Genomic DNA, 25,557 nt, shown 5'->3' with positions numbered 1-25,557 from the left:
CTGCCCGCTGCGGGGCGGGCGGCCCGTTGTGGGGGGGGATGGGGGCGGTCACGGGCTGGGTACCGCCGGGGAACCGAGGCTTCTGAAGGGGGCCGAGGCGTCGATGCCGGCCGTGTGGCAGACCTCGGCGAGCACGGTGGCCAGGGCCGTGCGGGACTGGGGTGCGGCCGGGTCGAAGCCCTCGTGCGCGGCCCGTACGGCGGCCTCGGCCAGGGCGTTCGCGCGGTGCTGTCCGAAGCTCATGGTGGCCATGCCGGGCCGGGTGTCGTCGGGCTCCCAGGCGATGGCGGCACCGGGAGCGAGGCGGTGGGTGAACGCGGAGGTGCCGGGGGCGATGCCGGGGAGGTCGCGGACGGTGGCGGCCACGGTGTGGCAGGCGGCCCAGGACCGGCGGCCGAGGTAGACGACGAGGGCGTCCCTGCGCGGGTAGAGCGACGGGGAGGACAGCGCCTTGGCGTGGTAGGTCGCGCCGGTGTCCTCGAGGACCTCCAGGACGGCGGCCCACACCGGTGCGGCGAGTCGCGGGTCGGTCAAGTGGACGTACACGCGCAGGAGTTGATCGTCGCTCGTGGGCTCGTTGCTGCCGCAGACGTAGAAGAAACCGGGTGAGAGGGCGGGACGGGCGGACGCCACGGCGACGGTGGTGGCGGGGGCCTCGGGACCGGAGACGGCCTCGGGCGGCACCATGACGCGGACGCCGTTGAGGTCGACGAGGACGCCGGGGGCGAGGTCGGGCGTCGTCCGGCGCGGGGGAAGGAGGGTCGCGGGCCTGCGGACCGTCCGGTGCGGGACCGCTGCGCGGAGTTCCTGCTCGAGGGCCGGGTCGCGCAGGCTCAGCCGGGTCTTCTCACCGTGCGGGCGGCCGCTGTGCACCACGTCGTAGAGCAGGGCGGCGAGCCGTGGACGGAGCTCGTCCGGCTCTCCCGGTTCCGTGGTGTGCCCGCCCGCCGAGGCGGTGCGCAGGTCGGCGGAGATCCGGATGCCGAGGAGCGCGTCGAGGAGTTCCGGGGCGGTGTGCGGCCGGGCGGGAGTGGATGCGGGTGCCGTCACGAGGTCTCTCCGAGGCCGAGGGTGGTGGTGAAACGGGCCGGCGCGATCAGCGCGGTGCGTCCGATGCCGGCGGCGGCCCGTTCGATGGCGCGCAGGTGGTTGGCGCGGGCGGCGCCGGCCAGCAGCCGGTCCAGGAGGTGCCAGCCCGCGAAGCCGGTGGCGCGGTGTGCCAGGCCGGGGTCGACGCGGGGGCGGGCCTGGCGGTACCCGGCCCAGAACGCCTCGATGACCGGGCGTACGCGCAGCAGGTTGGAGCGGCCCCGGTGGAGCACGGTCTTGCGGCTCATGCCCGCCTGGGAGAACGCCTCCGCGCCGGACAGCGGGTCGGCGTCCTGCTGTGCGCTGCCGCCCCGGTGCATGACGATGTCCAGGACGGACCGGTGCAGCCACTCCCCCACGAAGCCGCCGATGTCGCGGGCCGCGTCACCGGCACGGAACTCCTCCCAGTCGGCGACCAACAGTCGGGGGCGGCCGGGGTCGGCAGTGGTGTCGGTCTTGGTGCCGGTTTCGGCGGTGGTGCCGGTGGTCACCAGGAACTGGTCCATGCGCAGGTCGCAGTGGGCGGGCACCTTGGGTGCCGTGCGCTCGGCCTCCAGCAGGGCGGTGACGGCGGCGATCAGTGACGCGTCGTTCTGGAGCAGCTGCCAGGTCTGGAGTTCGGCGCTGCTGGCCTCCTCGTACATCGGCAGGGGCAGTGCCTCGAGGAGACCGAGGGAGGGCAGTGGCGGGGTGGACGTGTCGAGTGCGCGGACGGCCTGGCCGTCCCGACCGTTCCCGCCGCCGGTCCCGCAGGGCAGGGCGGTGGCGTGCAGCAGGCCCAGGGCCTTGCCGGCCTGGGCGGCCAGGTCCGGGCCGAAGGTCTGGTCCAGCATCAACTCCGTGCCGTTGCGGGCCCCTTCGAGGTACTCGAAGGCCAGCAGGCCGCCTTCCTCGTCGCTGCCCAGCAGCCGGGGGCCGCGCATGGCCCGTTCGGGTCCGGTGGCCGTGAGGGCCTCGAAGGCGAGAGCACGGTCCATGCGCCGCCGTACGTCCTCGGCGGGCCCGGTGAGCCGCTTGACGAACACGGCGGTCCCGGACGCGGTGGTGCCCGCCCAGGTGTCGTTGCGGCCGGGCAGGGCGGAGAGGGTGGCCGGGTCGAAGGGGCCCAGTCCCAGGCGCACCAGCAGGGCCTCCACCTCTGGTGCGTCCGCCAGGGGGATCGGAAGGAAGCGCAGCAGCGTGGTCACGGTGTCACCTCGGGGTCGCTGGTCCGACCGGTGAGCACACCGATGAGACCGGGGTCGGGCAGGATCGCGGCACAGGCGCGGGCCACCTCGGCGGGCGTCAGGTTCCGTACGGCTTCGGTGAACGCGGCCGTGTGACCGGTGTCGAGGCCCAGGAGTTCCCAGGCGGCGATCCGGTCGGCGAGGTGCGTCTGCGTCTCGAAGATGCCGTGCAGCTGGCCGTCGGCGAACCGCCGTGCGGCCTCGACCTCCTGGGCCGTGGGCGGTGCGGCGGTCAGCCGCAGGATCTCCGCGCGCACGGCGAGCGCCGCGCGGGCGGCCCCGCTCGCGGGCGGCTGCGCGGTGACGAACAGGCGCGGTGCCCCGTACGCGGTGTCCCGCCCGGCGAAGACCGGAAAGCCGAGCGGCGCCTCGGGCGTGGTCAGCCGGGTCAGCCGCGCGGACGGGTGCCCGCTGCCGAGCACGACGGCCGCGAGGTAGCGGGCCGCGAGGTCACGGGCGGAGGCCTGCCGGGCGGGGTAGGGCCGTTCCCGGGCCGTCCAGATCAGCCGGGGCGGGCCCGGGACGGGCAGGTGGAGGAGCTTGGGGCGGGTGAGCGGTGCCGGGGTGGTGGGCGGCGGAACGGGGACGGCGGCCGCCCCTTCCGGTGCGGCTCCGTCCGGTGCCGTGTCGGGAGCGCCAGGGGCGAGAGCCGCCAGCGTCCGCGCCGCCACGCTCTCCTCCGCGATGTCCCCTACGAGCACGACCAGCCCGTTCGCCCAAGGCCCGGGCCCGTCCGCGTCCGCCGTGAGGGCCTCGGCGGGCAGCGGGGGGCCCAGCGGCGGGACGGGGCGGCCGGCCAGGAGGTGGGGCAGTACGTGGTCCAGCAGGCCTGCCTCGGTGCGGTGGGCGGTGTGCAGTGCCGAGGCGGCGGTGGGGGCGGCGGCCGCCAGTTCGTCCTTGTCCACAGGAGCGCTGACGAGTTCGCCGAGGAGGGCGGGCCAGTGCGGGGACACCTCGGTGGTGAACCAGCCGTCCAGGTGGACCCGGCCGCCCTCGACGCGGACGGTGTGCCCACCGGTGGCGAACAGCGGCTGCGCCTGCCAGCGCGCGCCGAGGACATGGGAGTGGACGTGCAGCAGCGCCGCGCTGAGACCGGGCTGCGGGGTCAGGCGCAGACGTACCTCGCACAAGGGCGCGCGCGCGTCCCGTACCGCCACCACGCGCCAGCGGTCCGTGCCCGGCTGTCCGAGCGCCGTGTGCGCGCTCAGGCCCAGCGGTCGAGATGGCCCTGCGGCGGGCACCTCGCGGGGGCCCTCGGGGGCCGGGCCCGGGGCGGAAGGGCCGGCGGGTGTGGTGTCGAGCAGCGGGGCGACGGCCGTGCGGGCGGGGGCGGGCTCGGTGACGAGGACGGCACGGTGTGCGGCGAGCAGGCCACGCGCGGCGGCCGCGACCCGCGCCGCGCCGATCTCGCCGACGTGTGCGGGCAGTTCGTCGTGGAGCTCCGCCCGGCCGAAGAGGAGTTCCAGCCGTCCGAGCCCGCGGGCGCGGGCCGTCGGCCCGTGGCCGTCCCGGCGCAGCCCGGCGGCCACCCGTCGCGCGGCCAGGGCCACCTCGGTGCCGGGCAGCCCGTGGGCCGCCGCTTCGAGGGCGCGGTCGAGGTGGCGGAGGGTCTCTTCCGGTGCGCCGTCGCCGGGGTGGTGGAGCGTGACGGTGAGCGTGTCGGGCGTCCAGGCGTCCAGCGGTCCGAAGAACCCGCACGCGGCGGAGTAAAGCCGGTCGGCGGGCACGGAACGCGAGGTGCCGCCCAGCAGTTCGGCGAGCACCAGGTGGGCCAGATACTCCTCCAGCCCGGCCGAGGGGTCCTCGAGGCGGTAGCCGACGGCGACGGCTCCGGAGCCGGGCGGCAGCCCGGGGAAGCGCCGTACGCGCACGCGGTCCCCGGTGAGGTCCGGCTCGGTGAGCACGGGCGGGCCGGGCACCGGCCGGGGGGCGATGTCCTCGAAGTGCCGGGTGACCAGCCGCTCGACGCGGCGGGCGTCGCCGCCGCCGGAGACGGTCAGGACGGCGTTGCCGGGTCCGTAGTGCAGCCGGAAGAACTCCTCGCAGTCCGCGACCGTGACACCGGCCAGCGCGCTGATGTCCCCGTAACCGTCATGGGCGTTGGGGTGGGTGTCGAAGAGCAGGGCGGGCAGCAGCGGCCAGGGGAAGCCGCCGAGCGGTGCCTCGTGCACGGCCTGCCTGATCTCCCCCTCGACGCCGGTCAGTTGCTCGGCGAGGCCGGAAGGGGTGAAGCGCGGGGCCCGCATCCGGTCCGCCTCGGCGAACAGCGCCCGCTCCAGCGCCGGTGCGGGGACGGTGTGGAAGTAGTCGGTGTAGTCCTGGTGGGTGGTGCCGCTCGCCTCCCCGCCGGCCGCCAGCACCTCGGCGAGATAGCCCCGGGCGGGGAAGTGCTCGCTGCCGTCGAACATGAGGTGCTCGAAGAGGTGGGCGAATCCGGCCCGCCCGGGCGGCTCGGACCGGTAGCCGACGCCGTAGTGCACGGCGATTCCGGCGAGCGGCCCCGCGTCGGTGGGGTCCACCACCACCCGCAGGCCGTTGGCCAGCGTGAACCTGCGGATCACCGGGCGTCACCGGCCCGCACGAGACGCGCGGCCAGGTGGACGTACACGCCGACGGCACCGCTCTTCGCGTCGCTGTAGGCGAGCGTGTCGTGGGCGTGCAGGGCGATGCGCAGGGCGGCCCAGCGGCGGCCCTGCGCATCGCCCGGACCACGCCCGTATCCCTCGGCCAGGGCGCCGAGGAGCCGCTGCCACTCGGTGGGGTCGCCGCCGTGTGCCCAGCGCATTTCGGCCAGTTCGCCGGTGATCCAGCCGAGGTCGAACGGCCAGGGTGCGAGGCAGAGGTCCTCGCCGGTGAGCAGGACGGCGGCGCCGTCGCGCGGGTCGAGCACCAGGGAGCCGAGGCCCGGGGCGCCGTGGCTGAGCACCGGGGGGAGCAGCGGGTCTCGGTCGTCGCCGGCACCGGCCCGCCCGTCCCCGCCGGCGCCCAGCGCCCGCGCACACCAGTCGCGGAGAACGTCGTGTACGCCGTCATGCGCGGCGAAGGCCGCCGCCCCGGTGCCTTCGGTGAGCCAGCCCCACAGCCGCAGGAGTCCCCGGGCGGGCCCCGGTTCCAGGGCCGTGGCGGGCACGGGGGCGCGGTGCAGGGCGGCGAGCAACGCGCCGGTGCCGCGCAGGGCACGCCGGAGAGCCGGCGCACCGCCGGGGACCGCCGAGGGGCCGCCGATGAGCAGGTAGTGGGCGACGGACTCGTGATGACCGGCCGGGTAGCGTCGACCGGCCTCGGTCTCCGTGCCGACCACGAGACGGACCCCTTCGTGCTCGCCGATGTCCTCGCACAGACGGCGCAGGTCGTCGGTGGCGGGCCGGAAGGGGGCGGGGGCCGCCGGGCCGGGGGCGCGCAGCCACTCGTAGCCGCCGGGCACGGAGCGCACCTCGGTGGTCAGCAGGCCGGTGCCGTACGAGGTCACGGGAGCAGCGGAGGGGGTCACACCGGTCGCGGGGTTCACCGACGGGTTCATAGCGGGCGCCGGCCCCTGGTCCCGGCTTCGGCGCCGGTCCTGGTCTCGGTCTCGGTCTCGGCGCCGGTCCTGGTCTCGGCCCCGGTCCTGGCCTCGGCCCCGGTCCTGGCCTCGGTCTCAGCGCCGGTCCCAGCCCCGACCCCGGCCCCCGCACGTGCGACGCGGCAGCGTTCCAGTCGGATCAGCAGGTCGGGGAGCATCCCGGGGGCCCAGCTGTCCATGCGGCCGGTGGTCTGGCTGCGGCCGGGCACGGGCGGCAGGACGACCACGTTGGGGCGGGCCTTCAGCGCCTCGGTGTGCATCCGGTAGGCGTGGCTGCCGGCCCCGCCGGGCGGCAGGGCGGGCGCGAGGCCGACGGGGACCCGGGTGCACTGCGCGGTGAGCAGGGCGGGGCTGTCGGCGAGGCCCTGCGCGAAGCGTGCGGTGAAGGCGAGGGTCGCCGGGTAGACGACCACGGCCTCGGCCCACTCGCCCAGTTCGACGTGGCGCACGGACACCGTCGGTTCGTCGGGCCAGCTGTCCCGGAGCGCCACGCGTCCTGTGATGCCGGTGACGGCCTGGAGCGTGACGAACCGCTCGGCGCTGCGCGTGAGGACGACCTGGGTCTCCAGGTCGGGATGGGTGGCGCTGAGCCAGCCCAGCCAGCCCGGCAGATCGAGGGCGGAGACCGAGCCGGTGCCGATGAGCAGCAGACGGCGTACGTTCAGCAGGGGTGCGGCCGGTGTCATCACTTCCTGGGTCATGGTCTGCTCCGTCACCAGGCGTTGCCGCTGAACAGGCGGTCCAGGTCGCTCAGGACAGCACGGGGCCCCCATCGCATGGCGACGCCGGCACAGTTGAGGACGACCTCGTCGACCCCGGCGTCGTGGAAGGCGGCCACGCCCGCGCCGATCTCGTCGGCGTCCCCGGCGAGCATGCCGCCGGAGCGCAGCAGTCCGCGCGCGATGCCGTCGTGGTCGGTGTCGCGCACCTGGACGCCCGCGCGCTGGAGCATGTCCCGGTAGTGCGGGCCCTCGAAGTGGCCGGAGCTGCCCTGGGCGAGGGTGGCGACCAGGTCGCGGTCGTCGGCCGCCGCGGCGGTGGCGACGAACGTGACGACACGGGGCATCGGCCGGCCCGCGGCCTCGGCGCCCTCGCGCAGCGCGGGTACCAGCACGTCACGGACGTATCCGGGCGGTGTCAGCCAGGTGATGGCCACGTCGGCGCTCTCACCGGCGAGCCGGGCCATGCCGGGGCGCAGCACGCCGAGCCCGATGTCCACGTTCGGCGCGGGCACCTGCGGCAGGGCGCCGGTGTACGAGAAGTAGGTGCCCCGGTGGTCGACTTCGCCGCCCTGGAGCAGGGCACGGACCAGGGTGAGGTATTCGCGGGACGCGGTGAGCGGGCTGGCGTACGGCTCGCCCAGGATCGAGGCCTGGAAGGAGCGGGCGCCTGGGCCGAATCCGGCGACGACCGGGTGCCCGGAGGAGGCGGCGAGGGTACGGGCCTCCAGCGCGGCGAGCAGCGGATGGCGCAGCGCCATCAGGGAGACGCCGATCCCGAAGGGCATCCGCATGCCCATGCCGCCGAGCTGGGTGAAGATCTGGTGCTGCTCGGTGGACGAGCCCTGCCCCTGCCAGAGGGCGTGGGCGCCCCGCCACTGGACGAACGCCCCGAAGGGCGCGGCCTGTTCGGCGCGCGCGGGGACGAACGGCAGGAGGACGGAAACTTGTCGGCTCATCGCTGCGGGCTCCGCTGGTTCGTGGGTGAGACCGGCGCACGGCGGCCGCGAGGGGGTCACCCTAGGGCTGCTTGGCGCACAATGGGACGGGGCCCGAGGCGAGGGATCCGCCGGATCGCTCGGGGCCCACGCGGACGGTCCTGGACGCACGAGCCGCGTCCAGGACCGTCGTGGTGCGGCCGCTAAAGGCGGCCCGACCGTCCGCCGCTGGGCGGGACGGTGTGCTGACCGTGGTTCAGCAGCTGTGCTTCGCGGTGAGCGAGACGCTCGCGACGGAGACCTTCGTGTAGACGATGGTGACGGTCGGCGTGGCGGCCGGGGCCTCGATGGACGCCTCGATGTTCAGCTCCGCAGCCTCGGTGTAGGCCTCGAAACCGCCGACGAGCTCCATCATCTCGATGTCGTTCTGCATTTCCGCACTCTCCTAGAGTGTTACGTGAAATCGCCGCCGAAAATGGCAGCGAGCAGCGAATTCGGAACTTGTGGTCCGTCATTCGTTGCGCTGTTGAGGACGTCTAAGTCTGAACCCACGATTCGACCCCTGGCCATTGTCCTTTGGGGAGGTGACCCCAAGGTCAGTTCAGCCCGGGCAGATCAGATCGTGATGCAGATTCACCAGCAGCGCGGCCTCCAGCCGCGATGCCACTTTCAGCTTCTCGACGACGCTCGCCACGTGCGCCTTTACCGTGCGTTCGGCGATGCCGAGCCGGCGGGCGATGGTGCGGTTGGGCAGCGCGACGGCCACCAGATGGAGCACTTCGCGCTCCCTGTCGGTCAGCTTCGACACACCGGAGGCGTCGAAACTGAGGGCGCTCAGCCCCTCGCACCCGCACGATGCGGTCGTGCTGTCCGCGGCGGCGATGAGCTGGTCAGGCCCGGCCGTCGCGTCTGTGGCTTCCGTCAGTAAGAACCCCACGTGTTTACACAACCTCCCCCATTTGCATATGCCATGGGGGACTCTAGATCAATTCTTTACCGATCGTCCACCTTGAAAAACCGGACAACCCGGGAACGCATGGGTCAACCACCCCAGGCCGGTCACGCGGGGGCGTCGGCCCTCTCGTAGACGGACACATGACGGAAGCTCCGGGCCGTGTACGGGTTGCGCTCCCAGTCCTCCCAGCGGTCCACCAGGCGCAGTCCGGCCAGCTCGGCCAGGAGATCGAGCTCGAACGGGAAGGCGTAGCGCAGGACATGATGCTTGGTCTCAGGCCGGCCGCCGTCGATGATCGTGTGCGTCGCGTACATGAGTTGGTGCGAGCGGTCGACCTGGAGGGTGTCGAGCATCACCGCCCCGTCGTCGAGGTGCCGCATGGAGAACTCCGGCTTCTCCATGCCGTGGTAAGGCGTCGGGTCAAATGCCTCGAGGACGAACTTTCCGTCCGCGAGGAGCTGTTCGCGCACCATGCGCAGGCAGGAGATCTGCTGCTCCCGGGTCGTCGCCACGAAGAAGGTGTTCAGCACGACCGTGACGACGTCGAAGGTGTGGCCGGTCCCGGTCTCGGTGAAGTCGCCCTCGATCGCGGTCACTTCGCCCTTCTCGTCGCGCTCCCGCAGGACGGCGAGCATGGCCTCGGAGCCGTCGATGCCATGGACCTGGAAGCCGCGTGCGGCGAGCGGCAGAGCGATCCGCCCGTTGCCCACGCCGAGTTCGAGGACTCGGCCACCCGCCGGAGCCAGGGAGGCGATGAGATCGACAGCGAGAGAAGTGTCGAATTCGATCGGATACATCTGGTCGTAGACACTGGCGAGTTTCTCGTCGTAATGCACGTTGCCTAGGGACATGAAGGAAACCTCCGAGTCGGTTGGGTGCGCTCCCGGGATTGCGAGCGTCGCCTGGGAATCCGGCCACAGGGACAGGGCTCAGCGACGGGAGCCGATCGATCTTAACCGTCCCGTACGGAAAGGGGGTGCCGTTTATGACGGAAGGGAAATGTTCTTCCGTGAGCGGGGCCCGGAGCCGGACGGCCCTCTCAGTCCAGTGCCGCGTCCAGCAGTGCCGCCCACTGGACGACGACCCGCTCCCGGCGTGCCCGGTCGTCGGTGAGGAGGTTGGCGAGGCCGAGGCCTCGGGCCATGTCGAGGAGGCCCTGGACCGTTTCGCGGACGCCGGGGAGGGATTCGTCGGCGGCGAGGAGGTCGACCGCTATGCGGTGGGTCTCGCGGCCCACGCGGGATTCGAGTTCGGTGACGCGGGGGCGGAGCTGGTCCTCGTTGGAGGCGGCTACCCAGAGGTGGAGGGCGGCGCGGAAGAGGGGGCCGGTGTAGAGGTCGACCAGGGCGGCGACGACCGCGTGGCGGTCTCCGGACGCGCCCTCGGGGAAGAGGGCGCGCAGGGCCGTGGAGCGTTCTTCGGCGACGTATTCGACGGCCGCCGTGAAGAGGTCCTCGCGGGTCGGGAAGTGGTGCTGGGCGGCGCCGCGGGAGACGCCGGCGCGTTCGGCGACGACCGACACCGTGGAGCCGGCCCAGCCGTGTGCGGCGAGGCAGGCCACGGCGGCTTCCAGGAGCCGCTGCCGGGTGGCGCGGCTGCGGTCCTGCTTGGGGACCCGCTCCGCACGGTCGACCGTGCTCACACCACCCATGCCGCATCCCGTCGTTCGAGGAAGGCCGTCATCCCCTCGCGGGCCTGCGCGGAGGAGAACAGCCGGGCCGAGAGCGCGGTCAGGTCGGCCGCGTCCCGGTCGAAGGCTTCCAGCACCCTAGCCGTGAGCAGCCGTTTCGTCTCGGCCAGGGCGTCGGGGGCGGATTTGCGCAGGCCGTCCAGGATGGGGGCGAGGGCTCCGTCGACCTCATCGGCGTGTGTGGTGAGCAGGCCCGTGCGCTGTGCCTCCGCCGCGTCGAAGCGTTCGCCGGTGAGGTAGTAGCGGGCCAGGGCGCGCGGGTCGGTGCGTGGGAGCAGGGGCAGGGAGATGACCGCGGGGGCGACGCCGATGCGGACCTCGGTGAAGGCGAAGGTGGCCTCGGTGGAGGCGGCGGCGATGTCGCATGCGGCGAGGAGGCCGAGGCCGCCCGCGCGGACGTGGCCGGTGACGCGGGCGAGGACCGGCTTGGGCAGTTCGATGATCTGCCGGAGCAGGCCGACCAGGGCGTCGGGGGGCGGTGGGTCCTTGAGGTCGGCGCCGGCGCTGAAGGTGTTGCCGGTGTGGGTGAGGACGATCGCGCGGACGTCGGTGTCCTTGCCGGCGTCGGTGAGGGCGTCGGCCAGGTCGGCGACCAGAGCCGCCGACAGGGCGTTGCGGTTGTGCGGTGAGTCGAGGGTGAGGGTCTCGACGGCACGCGCGCGGGTGCGCGTCACGAGGCTCATGCGCTCTCCCTGAGCTGTCGGCGGAGGATCTTGCCGGAGGCCGCGCGGGGGACGCCGACGACGAAGGTGACGTGCCGGATCCGTTTGTAGGGGGCGACGCGTTCGGCGACGAACATCATGATCTCCGCCTCCGAGAGGCCGGCGGCGGACGGCTGGCGGACCACGTAGGCGTGCGGGATCTCGTTGCCGTCGTCGTTGTACGTGCCGATGACGGCGGCGTCGGCGATGCCCGGGTGGGTGAGGAGGAGGGCCTCCAGTTCGGCGGGGGCCACCTGGAAGCCCTTGTACTTGATCAGTTCCTTGACGCGGTCGACGACGAAGAGCCAGCCGTCGGGGTCGGCATGGCCGACGTCCCCGGTGTGCAGCCAGCCGTCGGGGTCGATCATCGCGGCGGTGGCGTCGGGGCGGCCGAGGTAGCCCTTCATCACCTGGGGGCCGCGGATGAGGATCTCGCCGGACTCGCCGGCGGGGAGGTCCTTGCCGGGGTCGTCCAGGGAGACGATGCGCATCTCGGTGCCGGCGATGAGCTTGCCGACGGTTCCGGGCGGGGCGTCGGGCATCGCGTCCAGGGGGACGACGTGGGTGCCGGGCGACAGTTCCGTCATGCCGTAGGCCTGGCCGACGGGCGGCAGGCCGAGGCGCTCGGAGCAGGCTGCGGCGAGGCGGGCGTCCAGGGGTGCGGCGGCGCTGAGGATGTATTTCAGGGACGACAGGTCGTACCGCGCGACGGCCGGGTGCTTGGCGAGGGCCAGGACGATCGGCGGGGCCACGTAGAGGCCGGTGATGCGGTGGTTCTGGATGGCCGCGAGGAACTGTTCCAGGTCGAAGCGGGGCAGGACGACGACGGTGGCGCCCTTTCTGAGGGGTGCGTTCATCAGGGCCGTGAGGCCGTAGACGTGGAAGAACGGCAGGACGGCGAGGATGCGGTCGCCGGGGCCCGCGGGTATCGCCCCGTCGAGCTGGGCGAGGTTGGTGGCGATCTGCCGGTGGGTGAGCAGCACGCCCTTGGGGGTGCCGGTGGTCCCGGAGGAGTACGGGAGGGCCGCCACGTCCTCGGCGGGGTCGATGTCGATCATCGGCTCGGGGGCGGCGGAGGCCAGCATGTCGATCAGGGAGCGGTGGCCGGTGGCGCTGTCGCACACGAAGATCTCGCGTACGCCGCCCGCGAGTTCGGCGGCCCGGCGGGCGACGTCCAGCAGCGGGGACACGGTGACGATCCAGCGGGCCGCCGAGTCCGTGAGCTGCTTGGCGAACTCCTGGGCGGTGGCGAGCGGGTGCACGGTGGTGACGGTGGCTCCCGCGCGCGTGGCGGCGTAGAAGGCGGTGGGGAAGGCGATGGTGTTGGGGCTGTGCAGGGCGAGGACGTCGCCCTTGCGGACCCCGGCCTCGGCGAGCCCGGCGGCGACGCGCCGGTGGAAGCGGTCGAGCTGTTCGTAGGAGAGGGTGGTGCCGTCGGTGCCGTCGATCAGCGCCGGGATGCCGCCGAACTCCGCGGCCCGGGCCAGGACCGCGTCGTGGATGGGCAGGTCGACAAGCGGGACGTCTGCGTACTCGCTGCGGAACATGGTTCCTCCTCGCGCGCGGGCCGTCGCCGGCCGTCTCAGTACGACTTGGGCAGGCCCAGAGTCTGGTGGGAGACGTAGTTGAGAATCATCTCCCGGCTCACCGGTGCGATACGAGCCACGCGCGCGGCCGTTATCAGCTGCGCCAGGCCGTACTCGCGGGTGAGGCCGTTGCCGCCGAGGGTGTGCACGGCCTGGTCCACGGCCTTCACGCAGGCCTCCCCGGCCGCGTACTTCGCCATGTTGGCGGCCTCTCCGGCGCCCGTGTCGTCGCCCGCGTCGTACAGGTGGGCGGCCTTCTGCATCATCAGGCGGGCGAGTTCGAGCTCGATGTGCGCCTGGGCGAGGGGGTGGGCGATGGCCTGGTGGGCGCCGATGGGGGTCTTCCAGACCTGGCGGTCGCGGGCGTACTCGACGGCTCGCGCGAGTGCGTAGCGGCCCATGCCGATCGCGAAGGCGGCCGTCATGATGCGCTCGGGGTTGAGGCCGGCGAAGAGTTGCAGCAGGCCCGCGTCCTCGTCGCCGACGAGGGCGTCGGCGGGCAGCCGTACGTCGTCGAGGGTCAGCTCGAACTGCTTCTCGGCGGCGTTGAGCTCCATGTCGATGGGGCGGCGGCCGAACCCGGGGGTGTCGCGCGGGACGATGAACAGACAGGGCTTGAGGCTGCCGGTGCGGGCGTCCTCGGTGCGGCCGACGATGAGGGTCGCGTCCGCGATGTCCACGCCGGAGACGAAGACCTTGCGGCCGGTGAGGATCCAGTCGCCGGTGTCCTGGTCGCGGCGGGCGGTGGTGGTGATGCGGTGGCTGTTGGAGCCGGCGTCGGGTTCGGTGATGCCGAAGGCCATGAGGCGGGAGCCGTCTGCCAGGGCGGGGAGCCAGGTTTGTTTCTGGGCGGCTGTGCCGAAGCGGGCGATGACTGTGCCGCAGATGGCTGGTGAGACGACCATCATGAGGAGGGGGCAGCCGGATGCGCCGAGTTCTTCGAGGACGAGGGAGAGTTCGGTGATGCCGCCGCCTCCGCCGCCGTGCTCCTCCGGGAGGTTGACGCCCAGGTAGCCCAGTTTGCCCGCTTCTGACCAGAGTTGGGTGGGGTCGGATCCTCGGCCGTGGCGTTTGCCCAGGGCTGAGACGGCTTCTCGCAGTGCCTTGTGGTCTTCCGTGTCCATCGGAGTCCTTTCGGGTGCGGGTTGTCCGTGGCTGGTCGCGCAGTTCCCCGCGCCCCTAAGAGGCTTCTGTCACCACCGCCAGTAGCGCGCCCGGCTCCACCTGTTGGCCTGGTACGGCGTGTAGCTCGCTCAGCGTTCCTGTGACCGGGGCCGTGATCTTGTGCTGCATCTTCATCGCCTCCAGCCAGAGGAGGGGGTCGCCGGCCTTGACGGGGGTTCCTGGGGTGAGGCCGTCGGCCACTCGGACGACCGTGCCGGGCATGGGGGCCAGGAGGGAGCCGGGGGCGTGCTGGGCGGTCGGGTCGGGGAAGCGGGGCAGGGCGGTGAGGGTGGTGGTGTTGACGTAGCGGTGGTCGCCGTAGCGGGATACCTCGAACCTTCGCCGTACGCCGTCCACTTCGAGGATGACGAGACCGGCGTCTGCGTGTACGACGGTCACCCCGTCCGCCTCCAGGCCCGTGCGGGTGTGCCGGTAGTGGGCCTCGTGTTCCTCCCCCGCCATCGCATAGCGCTTGATCTGCGGCTGTGAGGGGACGTTGCGCCAGCCGCCGAAGCGGGAGTGCGCGCGGGAGCCGGTGTGGGCGTCGGCCAAGGCGGCGGCGAGGGGGGCGTGCGGGTCGGTGGTGGGGGCCGTCAGTTCCGGCAGGTGGCGGTCGTAGAAGCCGGTGTCCATACGGGCCGCCGTGAACTCCTCGTGCCGCAGGGAGCTGACGAGGAGGTCGCGGTTGGTGACGGGGCCGTGGATCACGGCCCGTTCCAGGGCGGAGGCGAGTGCGCGGAGGGCCTCCGCGCGCGTGGGGGCGTGGGCCACGACCTTGGCGAGCATGGGGTCGTAGTGGACGCCGATGGTGTCGCCGTCGGTGTAGCCGGTGTCCAGGCGGACGCCTTCCGGTACGGACAGGCGGTGCAGGCGGCCGGTCTGCGGGGCCCAGTCGCGGGACGGGTCCTCGGCGTACAGGCGGGCCTCGACGGCGTGGCCACGCGCGCGTGGAGGGTCGTTGTCGAAGGGGTGGCCTTCGAGAGGGCTGCCCTCGGCGATCCTGAGCTGTTCGGCGACCAGGTCGAGGCCGAACACGGCCTCCGTCACGGGGTGTTCTACCTGGAGGCGGGTGTTCATCTCCAGGAAGTGCGCCCTGCCGTCGGCGACGAGGAACTCGACCGTGCCGGCGCCCACGTAGTCGACGGCCCGGGCGGCCCGTACGGCGAGGGTGCTCAGCTCCTGCCGGAGTTCCTCGGGGAGGCCGGGTGCGGGAGCCTCCTCGATCACCTTCTGGTGGCGGCGCTGCAGGGAGCAGTCGCGGGTGCCGAGCGGCAGGACCGTGCCGTGGGTGTCGGCGAGGATCTGGACCTCGACATGGCGGCCGTTCTCCACGTACGGCTCGACGAAGACCTCGCCGTCGCCGAAGGCGCTCGCGGCCTCGGCACGTGCGGCGGCCAGTTCGGCGTCCAGGTCCGCGAGTCGTCGTACGACGCGCATGCCGCGTCCGCCGCCGCCCGCCGCCGCCTTCACCAGTACGGGCAGGTCGGTTTCGGTGACGTGGGTGAGGGGCTGGATGCCCATGAGCTGCTTGGCACGGGTCTTGGACGCCATCGCCTCGATGGCCTCGGGGGGCGGGCCGATCCAGAGCAGGCCCGCGTCCTGGACGGCCCGGGCGAAGCCGGCGTTCTCGGAGAGGAAGCCGTATCCGGGGTGCACGGCGTCCGCGCCGGCCGCGACGGCCGCCTTCACGATGAGGTCGCCGCGCAGATAGGTGTCGGCGGGCGCCTCCCCCGGAAGTCGTACGCTCGCGTCGGCCACGCGTGCGTGGAGGGCGCCCTCGTCCGCGTCCGAGTGGACGGCGATGGTGCGGATGCCCAGTTCGCGGCAGGTGCGGAAGACGCGGCAGGCGATCTCGCCCCGGTTGGCGACCAGCAGAGAAGTGATCACGGAAAGGTCCCTCACATCCGGAAGACGCCGAAGCCACCGCGCGCACCCTCGTACGCCGCCGTGTGGACGGCCGACAGGCACAGGCCGAGGACGGTGCGGGTGTCGCGCGGGTCGATGACGCCGTCGTCGTACAGCCGCCCGGACAGGAACATCGGCAGCGACTCGGACTCGATCTGCTGCTCCACCATGGCGCGCAGGGCGGCGTCCGCCTCGTCGTCGTACGGCTGTCCCTTGGCGGCGGCGGACTGCCGGGCGACGATCGACAGCACGCCGGCGAGCTGCTGGGGGCCCATGACGGCCGACTTGGCGCTGGGCCAGGCGAAGAGGAAGCGGGGGTCGTAGGCCCGTCCGCACATGCCGTAGTGGCCGGCGCCGTAGGAGGCGCCGAGCAGGACGGAGAGGTGAGGGACGCGGCTGTTGCTGACCGCGTTGATCATCATGGCGCCGTGCTTGATGATGCCGCCCTGCTCGTACTCCTTGCCGACCATGTAGCCGGTGGTGTTGTGCAGGAAGAGCAGCGGGATGTCGCGCTGGTTGGCGAGCTGGATGAACTGGGCGGCCTTCTGGGACTCCTCGCTGAACAGCACGCCTTGGGCGTTGGCGAGGATGCCGACCGGATAGCCGTGCAGGGTGGCCCAGCCGGTGGTCAGGCTCGTGCCGTAGAGCGGCTTGAACTCGTCGAAGTCGGAGGCGTCGACGATGCGGGCGATGACCTCGCGCGGGTCGAAGGGGCTCTTCAGGTCGCCGGGGACGATGCCGAGGAGTTCGTCGGCGGCGTACTTGGGGGGCTCGGCCGGGCCGGGATCGGCGTACGCCTTGCGGTGGTTGAGGCGGGCGACCACGCGCCGGGCCTGGCGGAGCGCGTCGGGCTCGTCGACGGCGAAGTAGTCGGCCAGGCCGGACACGCGCGCGTGCATCTCGGCGCCGCCCAGGGACTCGTCGTCGCTCTCCTCGCCCGTGGCCATCTTCACCAGCGGCGGGCCGCCGAGGAACACCTTCGCCCGTTCCTTGACCATGATCACGTGGTCGGACATGCCGGGGATGTAGGCCCCTCCGGCGGTGGAGTTGCCGAAGACGACGGCGACGGTCGGGATCCCGGCCGCCGACAGCCGTGTCAGGTCCCGGAAGATGGCGCCTCCGGGGATGAAGATCTCCTTCTGGGACGGCAGATCGGCTCCGCCGGACTCCACCAGGCTGATGCAGGGCAGCCGGTTGGCGAGGGCGATGTCGTTCGCGCGCAGGGCCTTCTTCAGCGACCAGGGGTTGCTCGCTCCCCCGCGCACGGTCGGGTCGTTGGCGGTGATCAGGCACTCCACGCCCTCGACGACACCGATGCCGGTGACGAGGGACGCGCCGACGGTGTAGTCACTGCCCCAGGCGGCCAGCGGGGACAGCTCCAGGAAGGGCGTGTCGGGGTCGAGGAGCAGCTCGATGCGCTCGCGGGCGAGGAGTTTGCCGCGTTTGCGGTGTCGGGCCACATACTTCTCGCCGCCGCCGGCGAGGGCCTTGGCGTGCTCGGCGTCGAGTGCGGTGAGCTTGGCGAGCATCGCCTCGCGGTTGTCCCGGTGCTCGGGGCTGTTGGGGTCGAGCGCGGAGGTCAGGACGGTCACAGGAGGGCCTCCGGTATGTCCAGGTGGCGGGAGCGCAGCCATTCGCCGAGGGCCTTGGCCTGCGGGTCGAAACGGTGCCGGTCGGCGACGCCGGCGCCGAGGATGCCCTCGACGACGAAGTTGAGGGCGCGGAGCTGGGGCAGGAGGTGCCGGGTGACGTGCAGTTCGCGGCTCTCGGGGATCAGCTGCTGGAATCGTTCGGCCGTCAGCTCGTGCGCGAGCCAGCGCCAGGCGTCGTCCGTGCGGGCCCAGACGCCGACGTTGGCGTTGCCGCCCTTGTCGCCGCTGCGGGCGCCCGCGACGAGGCCGAGGGGGGCGTGGCGGGTGGGGCCGTTCGGCAGGGGGGCCGGGAGCGGGGGGTCGGGCAGTCGGTCGAGTACGGCGGTGTCGTGGGCCGGTGGCACGGGAATCCGGCGTCCGTCATGGAGGACCGCCACATGGTCGACGGCCCCATGGGGGACGTACACATCCTCGAAGACTCCATAGGGCGAGCCCTTCCCCGGTGGGGCCAGCACATGGAAGCCGGGGTAACTGGCGAGCGCCAGCTCCACGGCCGCCCCGCTCAGCGCCCGCCCGACGGTCTCCTGGTCCGGGTCCCGTACGACGAGCCGCAGCAGCGCGCTCGCCGTCTCTTCGCTCGAAGCGTCGGGCCGGTCGGTACGCACCAGCTCCCAGCGCACGTCGGCGGCCTTGCCGAGAGCCGGTTCCAACTGCTCCCGCACCAGCGCGGCCTTGGCCTCGATGTCGAGGCCGGTGAGCACGAAGACGACCTCGTTGCGGAAGCCGCCGAGCTTGTTGAGCCCGACCTTGAGGGTGGGCGGGGGCGCCTCTCCGCGCACGCCGTCGATCCGCACCCGGTCGGGTCCGTCCTGGCCGAGCCGTACGGTGTCCAGCCGGGTGGTGACGTCGGGCCCCGCGTACCGGGCACCGGCCGTCTCGTACAGCAACTGGGCGGTGACGGTGCCGATGTCGACGAAGCCGCCGGTGCCGGGGTGCTTGGTGATGACGCAGCCGCCGTCCTCGTGGAGTTCGGCGAGCGGGAAGCCGGGGCGGCGGACGTCGCCGTCCCGGAAGAAGGCGTAGTTGCCGCCGGTGGCCTGCGCCCCGCACTCCAGGACGTGCCCGGCGACGACGGCCCCCGCGAGCCGGTCGTAGTCCGTCTCCCGCCACCCGAAGTGGGCGGCGGCGGGCCCGGTGACGAGGGCCGCGTCCGTCACCCGCCCGGTGACGACGAGGTCCGCGCCCTCCCGCAGACAGGCCGCGATGCCGAATCCGCCGAGGTAGGCGTGGGCGGCGAGGCTGCCGGGGTGGCGGGCGGTGAGGTCGTCGCCTTCCACGTGTGCGACGCGTACGGGGATGCCGAGCCGGTCGGCCAAGTGGCGTACGGCGTCGGCGAGTCCGGCCGGGTTGAGCCCGCCGGCGTTGGTGACGATCTTGACGCCCCGCTCGTGGGCGATCCCCAGGCAGTCCTCCAACTGCCGCAGGAACGTGCGGGCGTACCCGGCGGCCGGGTCCTTCAGCCGGTCGCGGCCGAGGATCAGCATCGTCAGCTCGGCGAGGTAGTCGCCGGTGAGGACGTCGAGTTCGCCGCCGGTGAGCATCTCGCGCAGGGCGTCGAAGCGGTCGCCGTAGAAGCCGGAGGCGTTGCCGATGCGCAGGGTCACTCGGGCTCTCCCTCCCCCGTCGGCTTCGGCTTCGGCTTCGGTGTGCGGCCGCTGCCCGGTGGTCCGGCGAAGGCCTGGGCGAGGTCGAGCCAGCGGTCGGCGTCGGGGCCGTCGGCGTGCAGGGTGAGGTCGGTGCGGTGGGCGCGCTGGGTGACCAGGAGGCAGAAGTCGAGGGCGGGGCCGGTGACGCGTTGCGGGGCGTTCTCGGGGCCGTACGCCCACATGTCGCCGGAGGGTGCGTGGAGTTCGACGCGGAACGGTTCGGCGGGTGGGGTCAGCCCGTGCACGCCGTAGGCGAAGTCCCGGGTCCGCACCCCGAGCCAGGCCACATGCCGCAGCCGGTCGGTGGGTGGGCGCACCATACCCAGGGCGTCGGCCACGTCCTGTCCATGGGCCCAGGTCTCCATGAGGCGGGCCGTCGCCATGGATGCCGCCGACATGGGCGGGCCGTACCAGGGGAAGCGCGCCTTGGGCGGGGCAGCCCGCAGCGCCTTCTCCAGTGCCGTACGGCCCTCACGCCAGCGCGCGAGCAGTTCGGCGGGCGGGAGTCCCGCGCCCTCCTCGGCGCCCTCGTCGACGAAGGAGCCCGGGGCCGCGAGGGCCTTCTCGACCAGGGCACGGAAGCCGTCGGCGTCCGTGACGGCGAGCAGGGCCGAGCGGTCGGTCCAGGCGAGGTGGGCGATCTGGTGGGCGACGGTCCAGCCGGAGGCGGGGGTGGCGAGTGCCCAGCGCGGCGCGCTCGCTTCGGCCACGAGGTGGTCGAGTTCCTCGCTCTCCTCGCGCAGGTCGTCGATCACGGACGTCGGATCGGACACGGGCGCTCCCTGGGGCACGGCGGTGTGCGGGGTGGTGCGGGGTGGTGCGACGTGCTGAGGAGCATGGCAGCGGGGTCAGAAACAATCAAGCATGCTTGCATGAAAATGTGCGCTGGCTGAAAGCGTGCTCTTTGACGGCGCGATCAATACACTCCCAGTCGCGCTCGTTCCATTGGTCGGACTTCGGGGGAGAAACCAGAATGAGCACCTGGAATCCGGGCGGGCAGCCGCCGTACGACCCGCACGGCCGGCCTCCGCAGCCGCCGGGCGCCGGGTATCCCCCGCCGGGCGCCGGTTACCCGCCCCAGGGTGGCTATCCGCCCCACATCCCGCACCCGTACACACCCCACCCGATGCCGCCGCAGGCGCCACCACCCGGCCCCTTCACGCGGCTGCGGCGGCGGATCGGGCCCATCAACACCGCGCGCCGGGTCTTCAAGCCGTCCCGGCCGGATCTCGTCGAGGACGCGTTCATCGCGCGCATGCAGAAGGTCCGCACACTCGTGGGGCTCGGCGCGTTCGTGTACGTGTCGGTGGCCTACAAGATCACCGACTCCGTCGGGGACGCCGCGAGCGACCGCCTCGACCAGTCGTGGATCAGCGTGCTGATGCTGTCGGTGACGTTCCCGGTGGCCGTCGGCGTCCTGCTGGTATTGACCGCTCCGTCGGCCCGCCGGGATCTGCTGCGCCGGGCGGCGCGGTCGTTCGGCGCGATCGTGGCTCTCGTGGCCGGGGTCTTCGTCTTCCCGGCGTCCGTGCTCACCGGCTTCGTCGAGGGGAAGTTCGCCACCAACCCCGTGATGTCCGTGGTCACTTGGGTGGCGACCGTGTTCACCTTGGTGTGGGTGCTGCCGTTCGTCATCTGGGGCATCGGCCTCGCCCTGGTCCATGTGTTCCGCACCGCCGACATCCACCAGACCATGCCGCCGCTGCTCGCGATGACGCTGGTGTGGGAGATGACCCTGATCGACGTGTTCACCGGGGCGTACGCGGGCATGCCGGGGCCGGTGCGGGCGGTGTTCCTGCTCGGGGCCCCGGTGTCCGTGACAGCGGTCGGGTTGTGGGAGCTGCGTCGGCTGCGGGTGCGTTACGGAATCACCGTGGGCGGGATCCTGGTGCGCTGAGGGGTCTCGCGGACGGGGTGGTCTAGCCGTTGATGTCGAGCGCCGTCCCGTACAGCCGGTCCACCTTCAGCCGGACGACCACCCGGCGCTCGGCGACCAGCTCCTCCAGGAACGCGTCTCCGTCCTCCGGCTTCGCGCCCTGCGGGATCATCCCGAGCAGTTCCCGCCCGACCGCGTCACCGGGAACCGTCGTGGCCTCGGAGACCTCGGCCTCGCCCTCCGCGACGGCGAACGACCACACGTCACCGCCCTGCACATGCAGCGCCGCGCGCGGGTCGCGTCTCAGATGCTTGACCTTGATGCGCTCGGCCGTCGTCGAGAACCGCACGATACGGGCCTCGGGGTCCCAGCTGTAGACCATGGTCGTCAGATGGGGACGGCCATCGCGCTTGACGCTGGCGAGCGTGCCGAACTGCTGCTTGCCGAGGAGGTCGGAGAGGGCTTCGTCGGACAGGGGGCGGGGGCCGGGGCGTTGAGTCATGGACGGATCAACTGCGGTGTCGGCTTGGATATTTCATGGCGATCCTCAATAGGCTTACCTCACATGGGAGTTGGCGAGGGCGTGGAATGCGGGATGGTTGCCGTCCCGGCCGGGGCGGTGACGCTTTCCGACCGGCGGACGCAGCGGAGTTGGACGACCGAGGTCGCGCCCTTCTGGATGTCGGCGTTCCCCGTCACTCAGGAGTGGTACGCCCAGGTCACCGGTGAGCGGCCGAGTACCGCTCATGGCGAGCGGCTGCCTGTCGAGGGTGTGTCGTGGTGGGACGCGGTCGCCTTCTGCAACGCCCTCTCGGTGGCGGAGGGGCTGACGCCCGTGTATCGGCTGCGCGGCGAGGACGAGGGCGTCGAGTGGGACGCCTCTGCCGATGGGTACCGGCTGCCGACCGAGGCCGAGTGGGAGTACGCCTGCCGTGCCGGCAGTTCCGGGCCGCGGTATGGCCGGCTCGACGAGGTCGCCTGGTACCGGGGGAACGCGGACGAGCGGGTCCACGCGGTGGGCGGCAAACGGGCCAACGCGTGGGGCCTGTACGACATGCTGGGCAACGTCTGGGACTGGTGCTGGGACCTCTACGACGCCGAGGTCTACGGCACGTACCGGGTGTTGAAGGGCGGCGGCTGGTCCGACGAGCACTGGAGCTGCCGGGCCTCGGTGCGGCGCCGTAGCCATCCGACGTTCCGGATCGACGATGTGGGGTTCCGCGTCGCACGCTCCGCCTCCCTCGATGAAGACCGAACGGCTCGTGCTTCGTGAGTCCGAGGACCGAGACCGGGCGGCGTTCATCGAGCTGTTCTCATCGCCGGAGGTGGGCGCCTACGTCGGTGGGCCTCGACCGCGCGAGGAGCTCGAACGGGCGGTGCCTGAGGTGGCGTGGGGACGCGGATACGCCGCCGAGGCGTGCGGGGCGGTGCTCGGCTGGTTCGGCGACGCGCTTCCCGGCGAGCCGGTGGTGCTGTGCGCCCGGACCGCCAACGGGCGTGCGATGCGCCTCGCGGAGAGGCTGGGGTTCGCCGAGGTGGAGCGGTTCGAGGAGTACGGCGCCGAGCAGTGGTTGGGTGTGTGGTCCTCGGTCACGCCCGGAGGAGAGGGGTCAGGCGACTGTGCAGGTGTCAGAGGTACAGCGCGCGAGGGCCGCGGCCCTGTCGATCGCCTCGTCACTTGGCCTGAGAGCCGACGACGCGATCGTTCTGCATGACTCGAACAAGCTCACCCTGCGCCTGCTGCCCTGTGACGTCCTGGCCCGGGTGGCGCCGGTGGCGGACCAGGTCGCGCGGTTCGAAGTCGAGGTGGCTCAGCGGCTCAACGAGGTCGAGTGTCCGGTGGCCGTTCTTGAGCCGCGGGTGGAGCCACGTGTTCATGAGCGGGACGGCTTCGTCATCACGCTGTGGACCTACTACGCACCCGTGACGCCGAGCGAGGTGTCACCGGCCGACTACGCCCACGCGCTCGCGCGCCTGCATGCCGGGATGCGTGAAATCGACATCCCGACGCAGCACTTCACGGACCGGGTCGAGCAGGCTCGACGGCTCGTGGCGGACCGCGACCGCACTCCGGGGCTCGGCGACGCCGATCGGGAGCTGCTCGGTGACACGTTGCGAAAGCTGAGGCGAGTGATCGGGGAGCGGGGCGGGGCCGAGCAGCTTCTGCACGGCGAGCCGCACCCGGGGAATCTGCTCAGCACGGGGAACGGGCTGCTGTTCATCGACCTGGAGACCTGCTGCCGTGGGCCCGTCGAATGGGACCTCGCGCATGCGCCTGAGGAAGTCGGCGAGCACTATCCGGGGGTCGATCGGGAGTTGCTGCGCCAGTGCCGGATCCTCGTGCTGGCCGTGATCACAACCTGGCGCTGGGATCGAGACGACCAGTTCCCGGACGGGCCTCGGCTGGGTGAGGAGTGGCTCACCCGGATCCGGGCAGCACTCGCGCCTTAGCCTCCAGCCCCAGCCCTGACCCTGGCCCTAGCCCTCCAACCCCGTACTCTCCAGCGCCGCCGTCTTCTTGCGCCCCCGGCCCACCTGCGTCCGCACCGCCCCCATGCTCGCCGCGACGACGAGGGCGATCGCGGCGGCCTCCATGGCGGAGAGGGCCTGGTCGAGGATGAGGAAGCCGGCCGTCGCGGCGATGGCCGGCTCCAGGCTCATCAGGATCGCGAAGGTGGAGGCGGGCAGGCGGCGCAGGGCGAGGAGTTCGAGGGTGTAGGGCAGGACCGAGGAGAGCAGGGCCACCGCCGCGCCCAGCCCCAGCGTCACGGGGTCGAGCAGCTTCGTCCCCGACTCGGCGATGCCCAGCGGCAGGAACAGCACCGCGCCGACCGCCATCGCCAGGGCCAGCCCGTCCGCCTGGGGGAAGCGGCGGCCCGTACGGGCGCTGAAGACGATGTACGCCGCCCACATGGCGCCCGCGCCCAGGGCGAAGGCCGCTCCGGTGGGGTCGAGGCCGCTGAAGCCTCCGCCGCCGAGGAGGAAGACACCGGCGAGGGCGAGCGCCGCCCACACCAGGTTGATCGCGCGGCGGGAGGCGAGGACCGAGAGGGCGAGCGGGCCGAGGACCTCCAGCGTGACCGCGGGGCCCAGCGGGATGCGGGCGACGGCCTGGTAGAAGAGGCCGTTCATCGCGGCCATGGTGATGCCGAAGACGACGACCGTGCCCCAGTCGGTGCGCGAGTGGCCGCGCAGGCTCGGACGGCAGACCAGCAGCAGGACGACCGCCGCCACGAACAGGCGCAGCGACACCACCCCGAGGGCACCCGCCCTCGGCATCAGGGTCACCGCCAGCGCGCCGCCGAACTGCACGGAGATGCCGCCCGCGAGTACCAGGCCCACGGGCCCGAGGGATCCGAGACGGCCGGGGCCGCCGGCCGGGGAGGGCGTGGCGGCCGTCGCGGACTGCGGTGTGGTGGCGTTGGCGGGGGTGGCGGGGGTGGTCACGGGCGGTCCTGTGCTGGTCGGCTCCGGGTGCGGGCTGTGGGTGCACCCGCATGCACTCCACGTACATCCCGATGCACTACTCAGTCCACAGTAATGGACTCAGTCAGGTGCGTGAAGCCCTTTTACCTCTGTCTCGGGCTCTGAGACGTCAGCGCCGAGACGTCAGCGCCGGGAGAGGTAGAGGCCGAACGCCTTGTACAGCAGCCGGTTGAGGGGGTACTCCCATTCGCCGAGGTACTCGACGGCCTCGCCGCCGGTGCCCACCTTGAAGCGGAGCAGGCCCAGCAGGTCGCTGGACTCCTCCAGGGTGTCGGTGATGCCGCGCAGGTCGTAGACGGCGGCGCCGAGTGCGTGGGCGTCGGTCATCATGCGCCACTGCACGGCGCTGCTCGGCTGGACCTCGCGCCGGCGGTCGGTGGAGGCGCCGTAGGAGTACCAGACGTGGTCGCCGACGGTCAGCATCGTCGCGGCGGCGAGCACCTCGCCGTCGTGGTAGGCGAGGTAGAGCCGCATACGGTCGGGGTGCTCGGCGGTGAGCGCCCTCCACATGCCCTGGAAGTAGGACAGCGGGCGCGGGATGAACCGGTCCCGCTCGGCGGTCTCGCCGTACAGCTCGTGGAAGGCCGGCAGATCCTCGATGTCGCCGCGTACGACCTTCACGCCGGCCTTCTCGGCCTTCTTGATGTTGCGCCGCCACTGCTGGTTCAGGCCGCTGTGGATGTCGTCCAGTGACCGGCCGGCGAACGGCACCTGGAAGACGTACCGGGGCTGCCCCGCGGCGAAGCCGCCCTCGCCGCCGGCCTCGGTCTGCCGCCAGCCCATGCGGCGCAGATCGCCCGCGATCCGGCCGGCCCGCGGGTCGTACGACGTCGCCCGTACGTCGCTCAGCCGCCCGGCGGCCGGGTCCGCGATGCCCGCCTTGACCGCCTCGGCGCTCCAGCGGCGCACCGCGACCGGCGGGCCCATCCGCACGGCGAAGGCACCCCGGCGTCTCAGGTGCGCGAGCATCGGCTCCAGCAGCCGTTCCAGGCCGGGCTCGTGCCAGTCGACGAGCGGGCCCTCGGGCAGATACGCGAGGTATCTCCGCAGCCCGGGCAGCTGCGGCCCGGGCAGCGGGCGCAGCAGGACGAGCCCGGCGCCGACGAGCCGCCCGACCGCGTCGAACCAACCCAGGCTCTCCGCCCGCCAGTCGGGCTTCACCTCGCCCCAGGACGGGACCTGGGTGTGGCTGGCGGAGGGGCGGGCCGCGACGAACGCGAGGTGCTCGTCACGGGTGATCGGTTTGACGCGGATGCTCATACGCGGGCTCCTTCGAGTGGCTGGTCCCGCGAGCGTAGGAGCGGCACCGGCTCTCCTCCGGCTCAGACACTCGGGTCCGCCCGTCGCGTGGTCCGAACGCCT

General features: G+C 72.5%; 23 protein-coding genes and 1 pseudogene. 4 read left to right on the top strand and 20 right to left on the bottom strand.

Going from position 1 to position 25,557, the window contains the following annotated elements:
• Nucleotides 1-48: 48 nt before the first annotated feature.
• The 17 genes from ACFT4A_RS12640 to ACFT4A_RS12560 all read right to left on the bottom strand — a co-directional run bounded on the left by ACFT4A_RS12640 (nt 49) and on the right by ACFT4A_RS12560 (nt 19,606).
• Nucleotides 49-1,050, bottom strand: a complete 1,002-nt coding sequence (locus ACFT4A_RS12640; RefSeq protein WP_382828726.1) for a T3SS effector HopA1 family protein — start codon at nt 1,048-1,050, stop codon at nt 49-51.
• Nucleotides 1,047-2,276: a class V lanthionine synthetase subunit LxmK gene (lxmK, locus tag ACFT4A_RS12635; protein WP_382828723.1), complete on the bottom strand. Its 1,230-nt coding sequence runs from the start codon at nt 2,274-2,276 to the stop codon at nt 1,047-1,049. The genes ACFT4A_RS12640 and lxmK overlap by 4 nt, the downstream gene beginning before the upstream one ends.
• Complete coding sequence (locus ACFT4A_RS12630; protein ID WP_382828722.1) at nt 2,273-4,876, bottom strand: insulinase family protein; 2,604 nt, start codon at nt 4,874-4,876, stop codon at nt 2,273-2,275. The genes lxmK and ACFT4A_RS12630 overlap by 4 nt, the downstream gene beginning before the upstream one ends.
• A complete protein-coding gene (locus ACFT4A_RS12625) occupies nt 4,873-5,823 on the bottom strand; it encodes a hypothetical protein (protein WP_382828719.1) in 951 nt (316 codons plus the stop codon). The genes ACFT4A_RS12630 and ACFT4A_RS12625 overlap by 4 nt, the downstream gene beginning before the upstream one ends.
• A gap of 8 nt (nt 5,824-5,831) precedes the next feature.
• Nucleotides 5,832-6,578, bottom strand: coding sequence for a flavoprotein (locus ACFT4A_RS12620; RefSeq protein WP_382828717.1), 747 nt, complete (start codon nt 6,576-6,578; stop codon nt 5,832-5,834).
• An 11-nt stretch (nt 6,579-6,589) separates the two neighbouring features.
• Nucleotides 6,590-7,555, bottom strand: coding sequence for an LLM class flavin-dependent oxidoreductase (locus ACFT4A_RS12615; RefSeq protein WP_382828715.1), 966 nt, complete (start codon nt 7,553-7,555; stop codon nt 6,590-6,592).
• A 235-nt stretch (nt 7,556-7,790) separates the two neighbouring features.
• The gene (locus tag ACFT4A_RS12610) at nt 7,791-7,967 is read right to left on the bottom strand and encodes an LxmA leader domain family RiPP (protein WP_382828712.1); all 177 of its coding nucleotides are present in this window, start codon (nt 7,965-7,967) and stop codon (nt 7,791-7,793) included.
• A gap of 168 nt (nt 7,968-8,135) precedes the next feature.
• The gene (locus tag ACFT4A_RS12605; protein WP_382828709.1) at nt 8,136-8,471 is read right to left on the bottom strand and encodes a LuxR C-terminal-related transcriptional regulator; all 336 of its coding nucleotides are present in this window, start codon (nt 8,469-8,471) and stop codon (nt 8,136-8,138) included.
• 122 nt (nt 8,472-8,593) lie between these two features.
• Complete coding sequence (locus tag ACFT4A_RS12600; protein WP_382828706.1) at nt 8,594-9,340, bottom strand: class I SAM-dependent methyltransferase; 747 nt, start codon at nt 9,338-9,340, stop codon at nt 8,594-8,596.
• A gap of 188 nt (nt 9,341-9,528) precedes the next feature.
• Entirely contained in the window at nt 9,529-10,140 is a 612-nt protein-coding gene (locus ACFT4A_RS12595; protein ID WP_382828703.1) for a TetR/AcrR family transcriptional regulator, read from the bottom strand.
• Complete coding sequence (locus ACFT4A_RS12590) at nt 10,128-10,862, bottom strand: enoyl-CoA hydratase family protein (RefSeq protein ID WP_382828700.1); 735 nt, start codon at nt 10,860-10,862, stop codon at nt 10,128-10,130. The genes ACFT4A_RS12595 and ACFT4A_RS12590 overlap by 13 nt, the downstream gene beginning before the upstream one ends.
• Nucleotides 10,859-12,427, bottom strand: coding sequence for a 4-coumarate--CoA ligase family protein (locus tag ACFT4A_RS12585; RefSeq protein ID WP_382828698.1), 1,569 nt, complete (start codon nt 12,425-12,427; stop codon nt 10,859-10,861). The genes ACFT4A_RS12590 and ACFT4A_RS12585 overlap by 4 nt, the downstream gene beginning before the upstream one ends.
• Before the next feature lie 35 nt (nt 12,428-12,462).
• Nucleotides 12,463-13,590, bottom strand: a complete 1,128-nt coding sequence (locus ACFT4A_RS12580; RefSeq protein WP_382828695.1) for an acyl-CoA dehydrogenase family protein — start codon at nt 13,588-13,590, stop codon at nt 12,463-12,465.
• Between the two features lie 55 nt (nt 13,591-13,645).
• Nucleotides 13,646-15,517 carry an acetyl/propionyl/methylcrotonyl-CoA carboxylase subunit alpha gene (locus tag ACFT4A_RS12575; protein WP_382828693.1) on the bottom strand — a complete coding sequence of 624 codons (1,872 nt, stop codon included), beginning with the start codon at nt 15,515-15,517 and terminating at the stop codon, nt 13,646-13,648.
• 11 nt (nt 15,518-15,528) lie between these two features.
• Nucleotides 15,529-17,127, bottom strand: coding sequence for an acyl-CoA carboxylase subunit beta (locus ACFT4A_RS12570; protein ID WP_382828691.1), 1,599 nt, complete (start codon nt 17,125-17,127; stop codon nt 15,529-15,531).
• On the bottom strand, nt 17,124-18,791 hold the full coding sequence (locus ACFT4A_RS12565; RefSeq protein ID WP_382828688.1) for an acyclic terpene utilization AtuA family protein: 1,668 nt from the start codon (nt 18,789-18,791) through the stop codon (nt 17,124-17,126). The genes ACFT4A_RS12570 and ACFT4A_RS12565 overlap by 4 nt, the downstream gene beginning before the upstream one ends.
• Entirely contained in the window at nt 18,788-19,606 is an 819-nt protein-coding gene (locus ACFT4A_RS12560; protein WP_382828685.1) for a TIGR03084 family metal-binding protein, read from the bottom strand. Before ACFT4A_RS12560 ends, ACFT4A_RS12565 begins: the two co-directional genes overlap by 4 nt.
• Before the next feature lie 200 nt (nt 19,607-19,806).
• On the opposite strand from ACFT4A_RS12560, the gene ACFT4A_RS12555 reads away from it, so the two are divergent.
• Complete coding sequence (locus ACFT4A_RS12555; protein WP_382828683.1) at nt 19,807-20,730, top strand: hypothetical protein; 924 nt, start codon at nt 19,807-19,809, stop codon at nt 20,728-20,730.
• 22 nt (nt 20,731-20,752) lie between these two features.
• On the opposite strand, the gene ACFT4A_RS12550 is transcribed toward ACFT4A_RS12555, so the two are convergent.
• Nucleotides 20,753-21,211, bottom strand: coding sequence for a PPOX class F420-dependent oxidoreductase (locus ACFT4A_RS12550; protein ID WP_382828680.1), 459 nt, complete (start codon nt 21,209-21,211; stop codon nt 20,753-20,755).
• A 93-nt stretch (nt 21,212-21,304) separates the two neighbouring features.
• Here ACFT4A_RS12550 and ACFT4A_RS12545 point away from each other — a divergent pair, with 93 nt between their 5' ends.
• The 3 genes and pseudogenes from ACFT4A_RS12545 to ACFT4A_RS12535 all read left to right on the top strand — a co-directional run bounded on the left by ACFT4A_RS12545 (nt 21,305) and on the right by ACFT4A_RS12535 (nt 23,160).
• Complete coding sequence (locus ACFT4A_RS12545) at nt 21,305-21,982, top strand: formylglycine-generating enzyme family protein (protein WP_382828678.1); 678 nt, start codon at nt 21,305-21,307, stop codon at nt 21,980-21,982.
• A pseudogene (locus ACFT4A_RS12540) lies at nt 21,918-22,313 on the top strand (GNAT family N-acetyltransferase); the annotation flags it as partial. The gene ACFT4A_RS12545 and the pseudogene ACFT4A_RS12540, both read left to right, overlap by 65 nt.
• Nucleotides 22,314-22,329: 16 nt before the next feature.
• On the top strand, nt 22,330-23,160 hold the full coding sequence (locus ACFT4A_RS12535; protein WP_382828675.1) for a phosphotransferase enzyme family protein: 831 nt from the start codon (nt 22,330-22,332) through the stop codon (nt 23,158-23,160).
• Nucleotides 23,161-23,187: 27 nt separating this feature from the next.
• Here the strand turns inward: ACFT4A_RS12535 and ACFT4A_RS12530 are convergent, their stop codons facing one another.
• Nucleotides 23,188-24,156 carry a DMT family transporter gene (locus ACFT4A_RS12530; protein ID WP_382828673.1) on the bottom strand — a complete coding sequence of 323 codons (969 nt, stop codon included), beginning with the start codon at nt 24,154-24,156 and terminating at the stop codon, nt 23,188-23,190.
• A 162-nt stretch (nt 24,157-24,318) separates the two neighbouring features.
• Nucleotides 24,319-25,455 (bottom strand): lipid II:glycine glycyltransferase FemX, encoded by a 1,137-nt coding sequence (locus ACFT4A_RS12525; protein ID WP_382828670.1) that lies wholly within the window; start codon nt 25,453-25,455, stop codon nt 24,319-24,321.
• Between the last annotated feature and the right edge of the window lie 102 nt (nt 25,456-25,557).

It is taken from the genome of Streptomyces sp. NPDC057099, from assembly GCF_042671245.1.
In the GTDB taxonomy this organism is placed as follows: domain Bacteria; phylum Actinomycetota; class Actinomycetes; order Streptomycetales; family Streptomycetaceae; genus Streptomyces; species Streptomyces purpurascens.
The sequence above is the reverse complement of the archived record's forward strand: the minus strand, read 5'-3'. Positions and strand labels throughout refer to the sequence as shown.

Bases quoted from the DNA above. Each gene is read 5' to 3' on its own strand.
- ACFT4A_RS12620 (WP_382828717.1), bottom strand. From the start codon at position 6,578: ATGACCCAGGAAGTGATGACACCGGCCGCACCCCTGCTGAACGTACGC.
- ACFT4A_RS12615 (WP_382828715.1), bottom strand. From the start codon at position 7,555: ATGAGCCGACAAGTTTCCGTCCTCCTGCCGTTCGTCCCCGCGCGCGCC.
- ACFT4A_RS12610 (WP_382828712.1), bottom strand. From the start codon at position 7,967: ATGCAGAACGACATCGAGATGATGGAGCTCGTCGGCGGTTTCGAGGCC.
- ACFT4A_RS12600 (WP_382828706.1), bottom strand. From the start codon at position 9,340: ATGTCCCTAGGCAACGTGCATTACGACGAGAAACTCGCCAGTGTCTAC.
- ACFT4A_RS12595 (WP_382828703.1), bottom strand. From the start codon at position 10,140: ATGGGTGGTGTGAGCACGGTCGACCGTGCGGAGCGGGTCCCCAAGCAG.
- ACFT4A_RS12590 (WP_382828700.1), bottom strand. From the start codon at position 10,862: ATGAGCCTCGTGACGCGCACCCGCGCGCGTGCCGTCGAGACCCTCACC.
- ACFT4A_RS12585 (WP_382828698.1), bottom strand. From the start codon at position 12,427: ATGTTCCGCAGCGAGTACGCAGACGTCCCGCTTGTCGACCTGCCCATC.
- ACFT4A_RS12580 (WP_382828695.1), bottom strand. From the start codon at position 13,590: ATGGACACGGAAGACCACAAGGCACTGCGAGAAGCCGTCTCAGCCCTG.
- ACFT4A_RS12555 (WP_382828683.1), top strand. From the start codon at position 19,807: ATGAGCACCTGGAATCCGGGCGGGCAGCCGCCGTACGACCCGCACGGC.
- ACFT4A_RS12550 (WP_382828680.1), bottom strand. From the start codon at position 21,211: ATGACTCAACGCCCCGGCCCCCGCCCCCTGTCCGACGAAGCCCTCTCC.
- ACFT4A_RS12545 (WP_382828678.1), top strand. From the start codon at position 21,305: ATGGTTGCCGTCCCGGCCGGGGCGGTGACGCTTTCCGACCGGCGGACG.
- ACFT4A_RS12525 (WP_382828670.1), bottom strand. From the start codon at position 25,455: ATGAGCATCCGCGTCAAACCGATCACCCGTGACGAGCACCTCGCGTTC.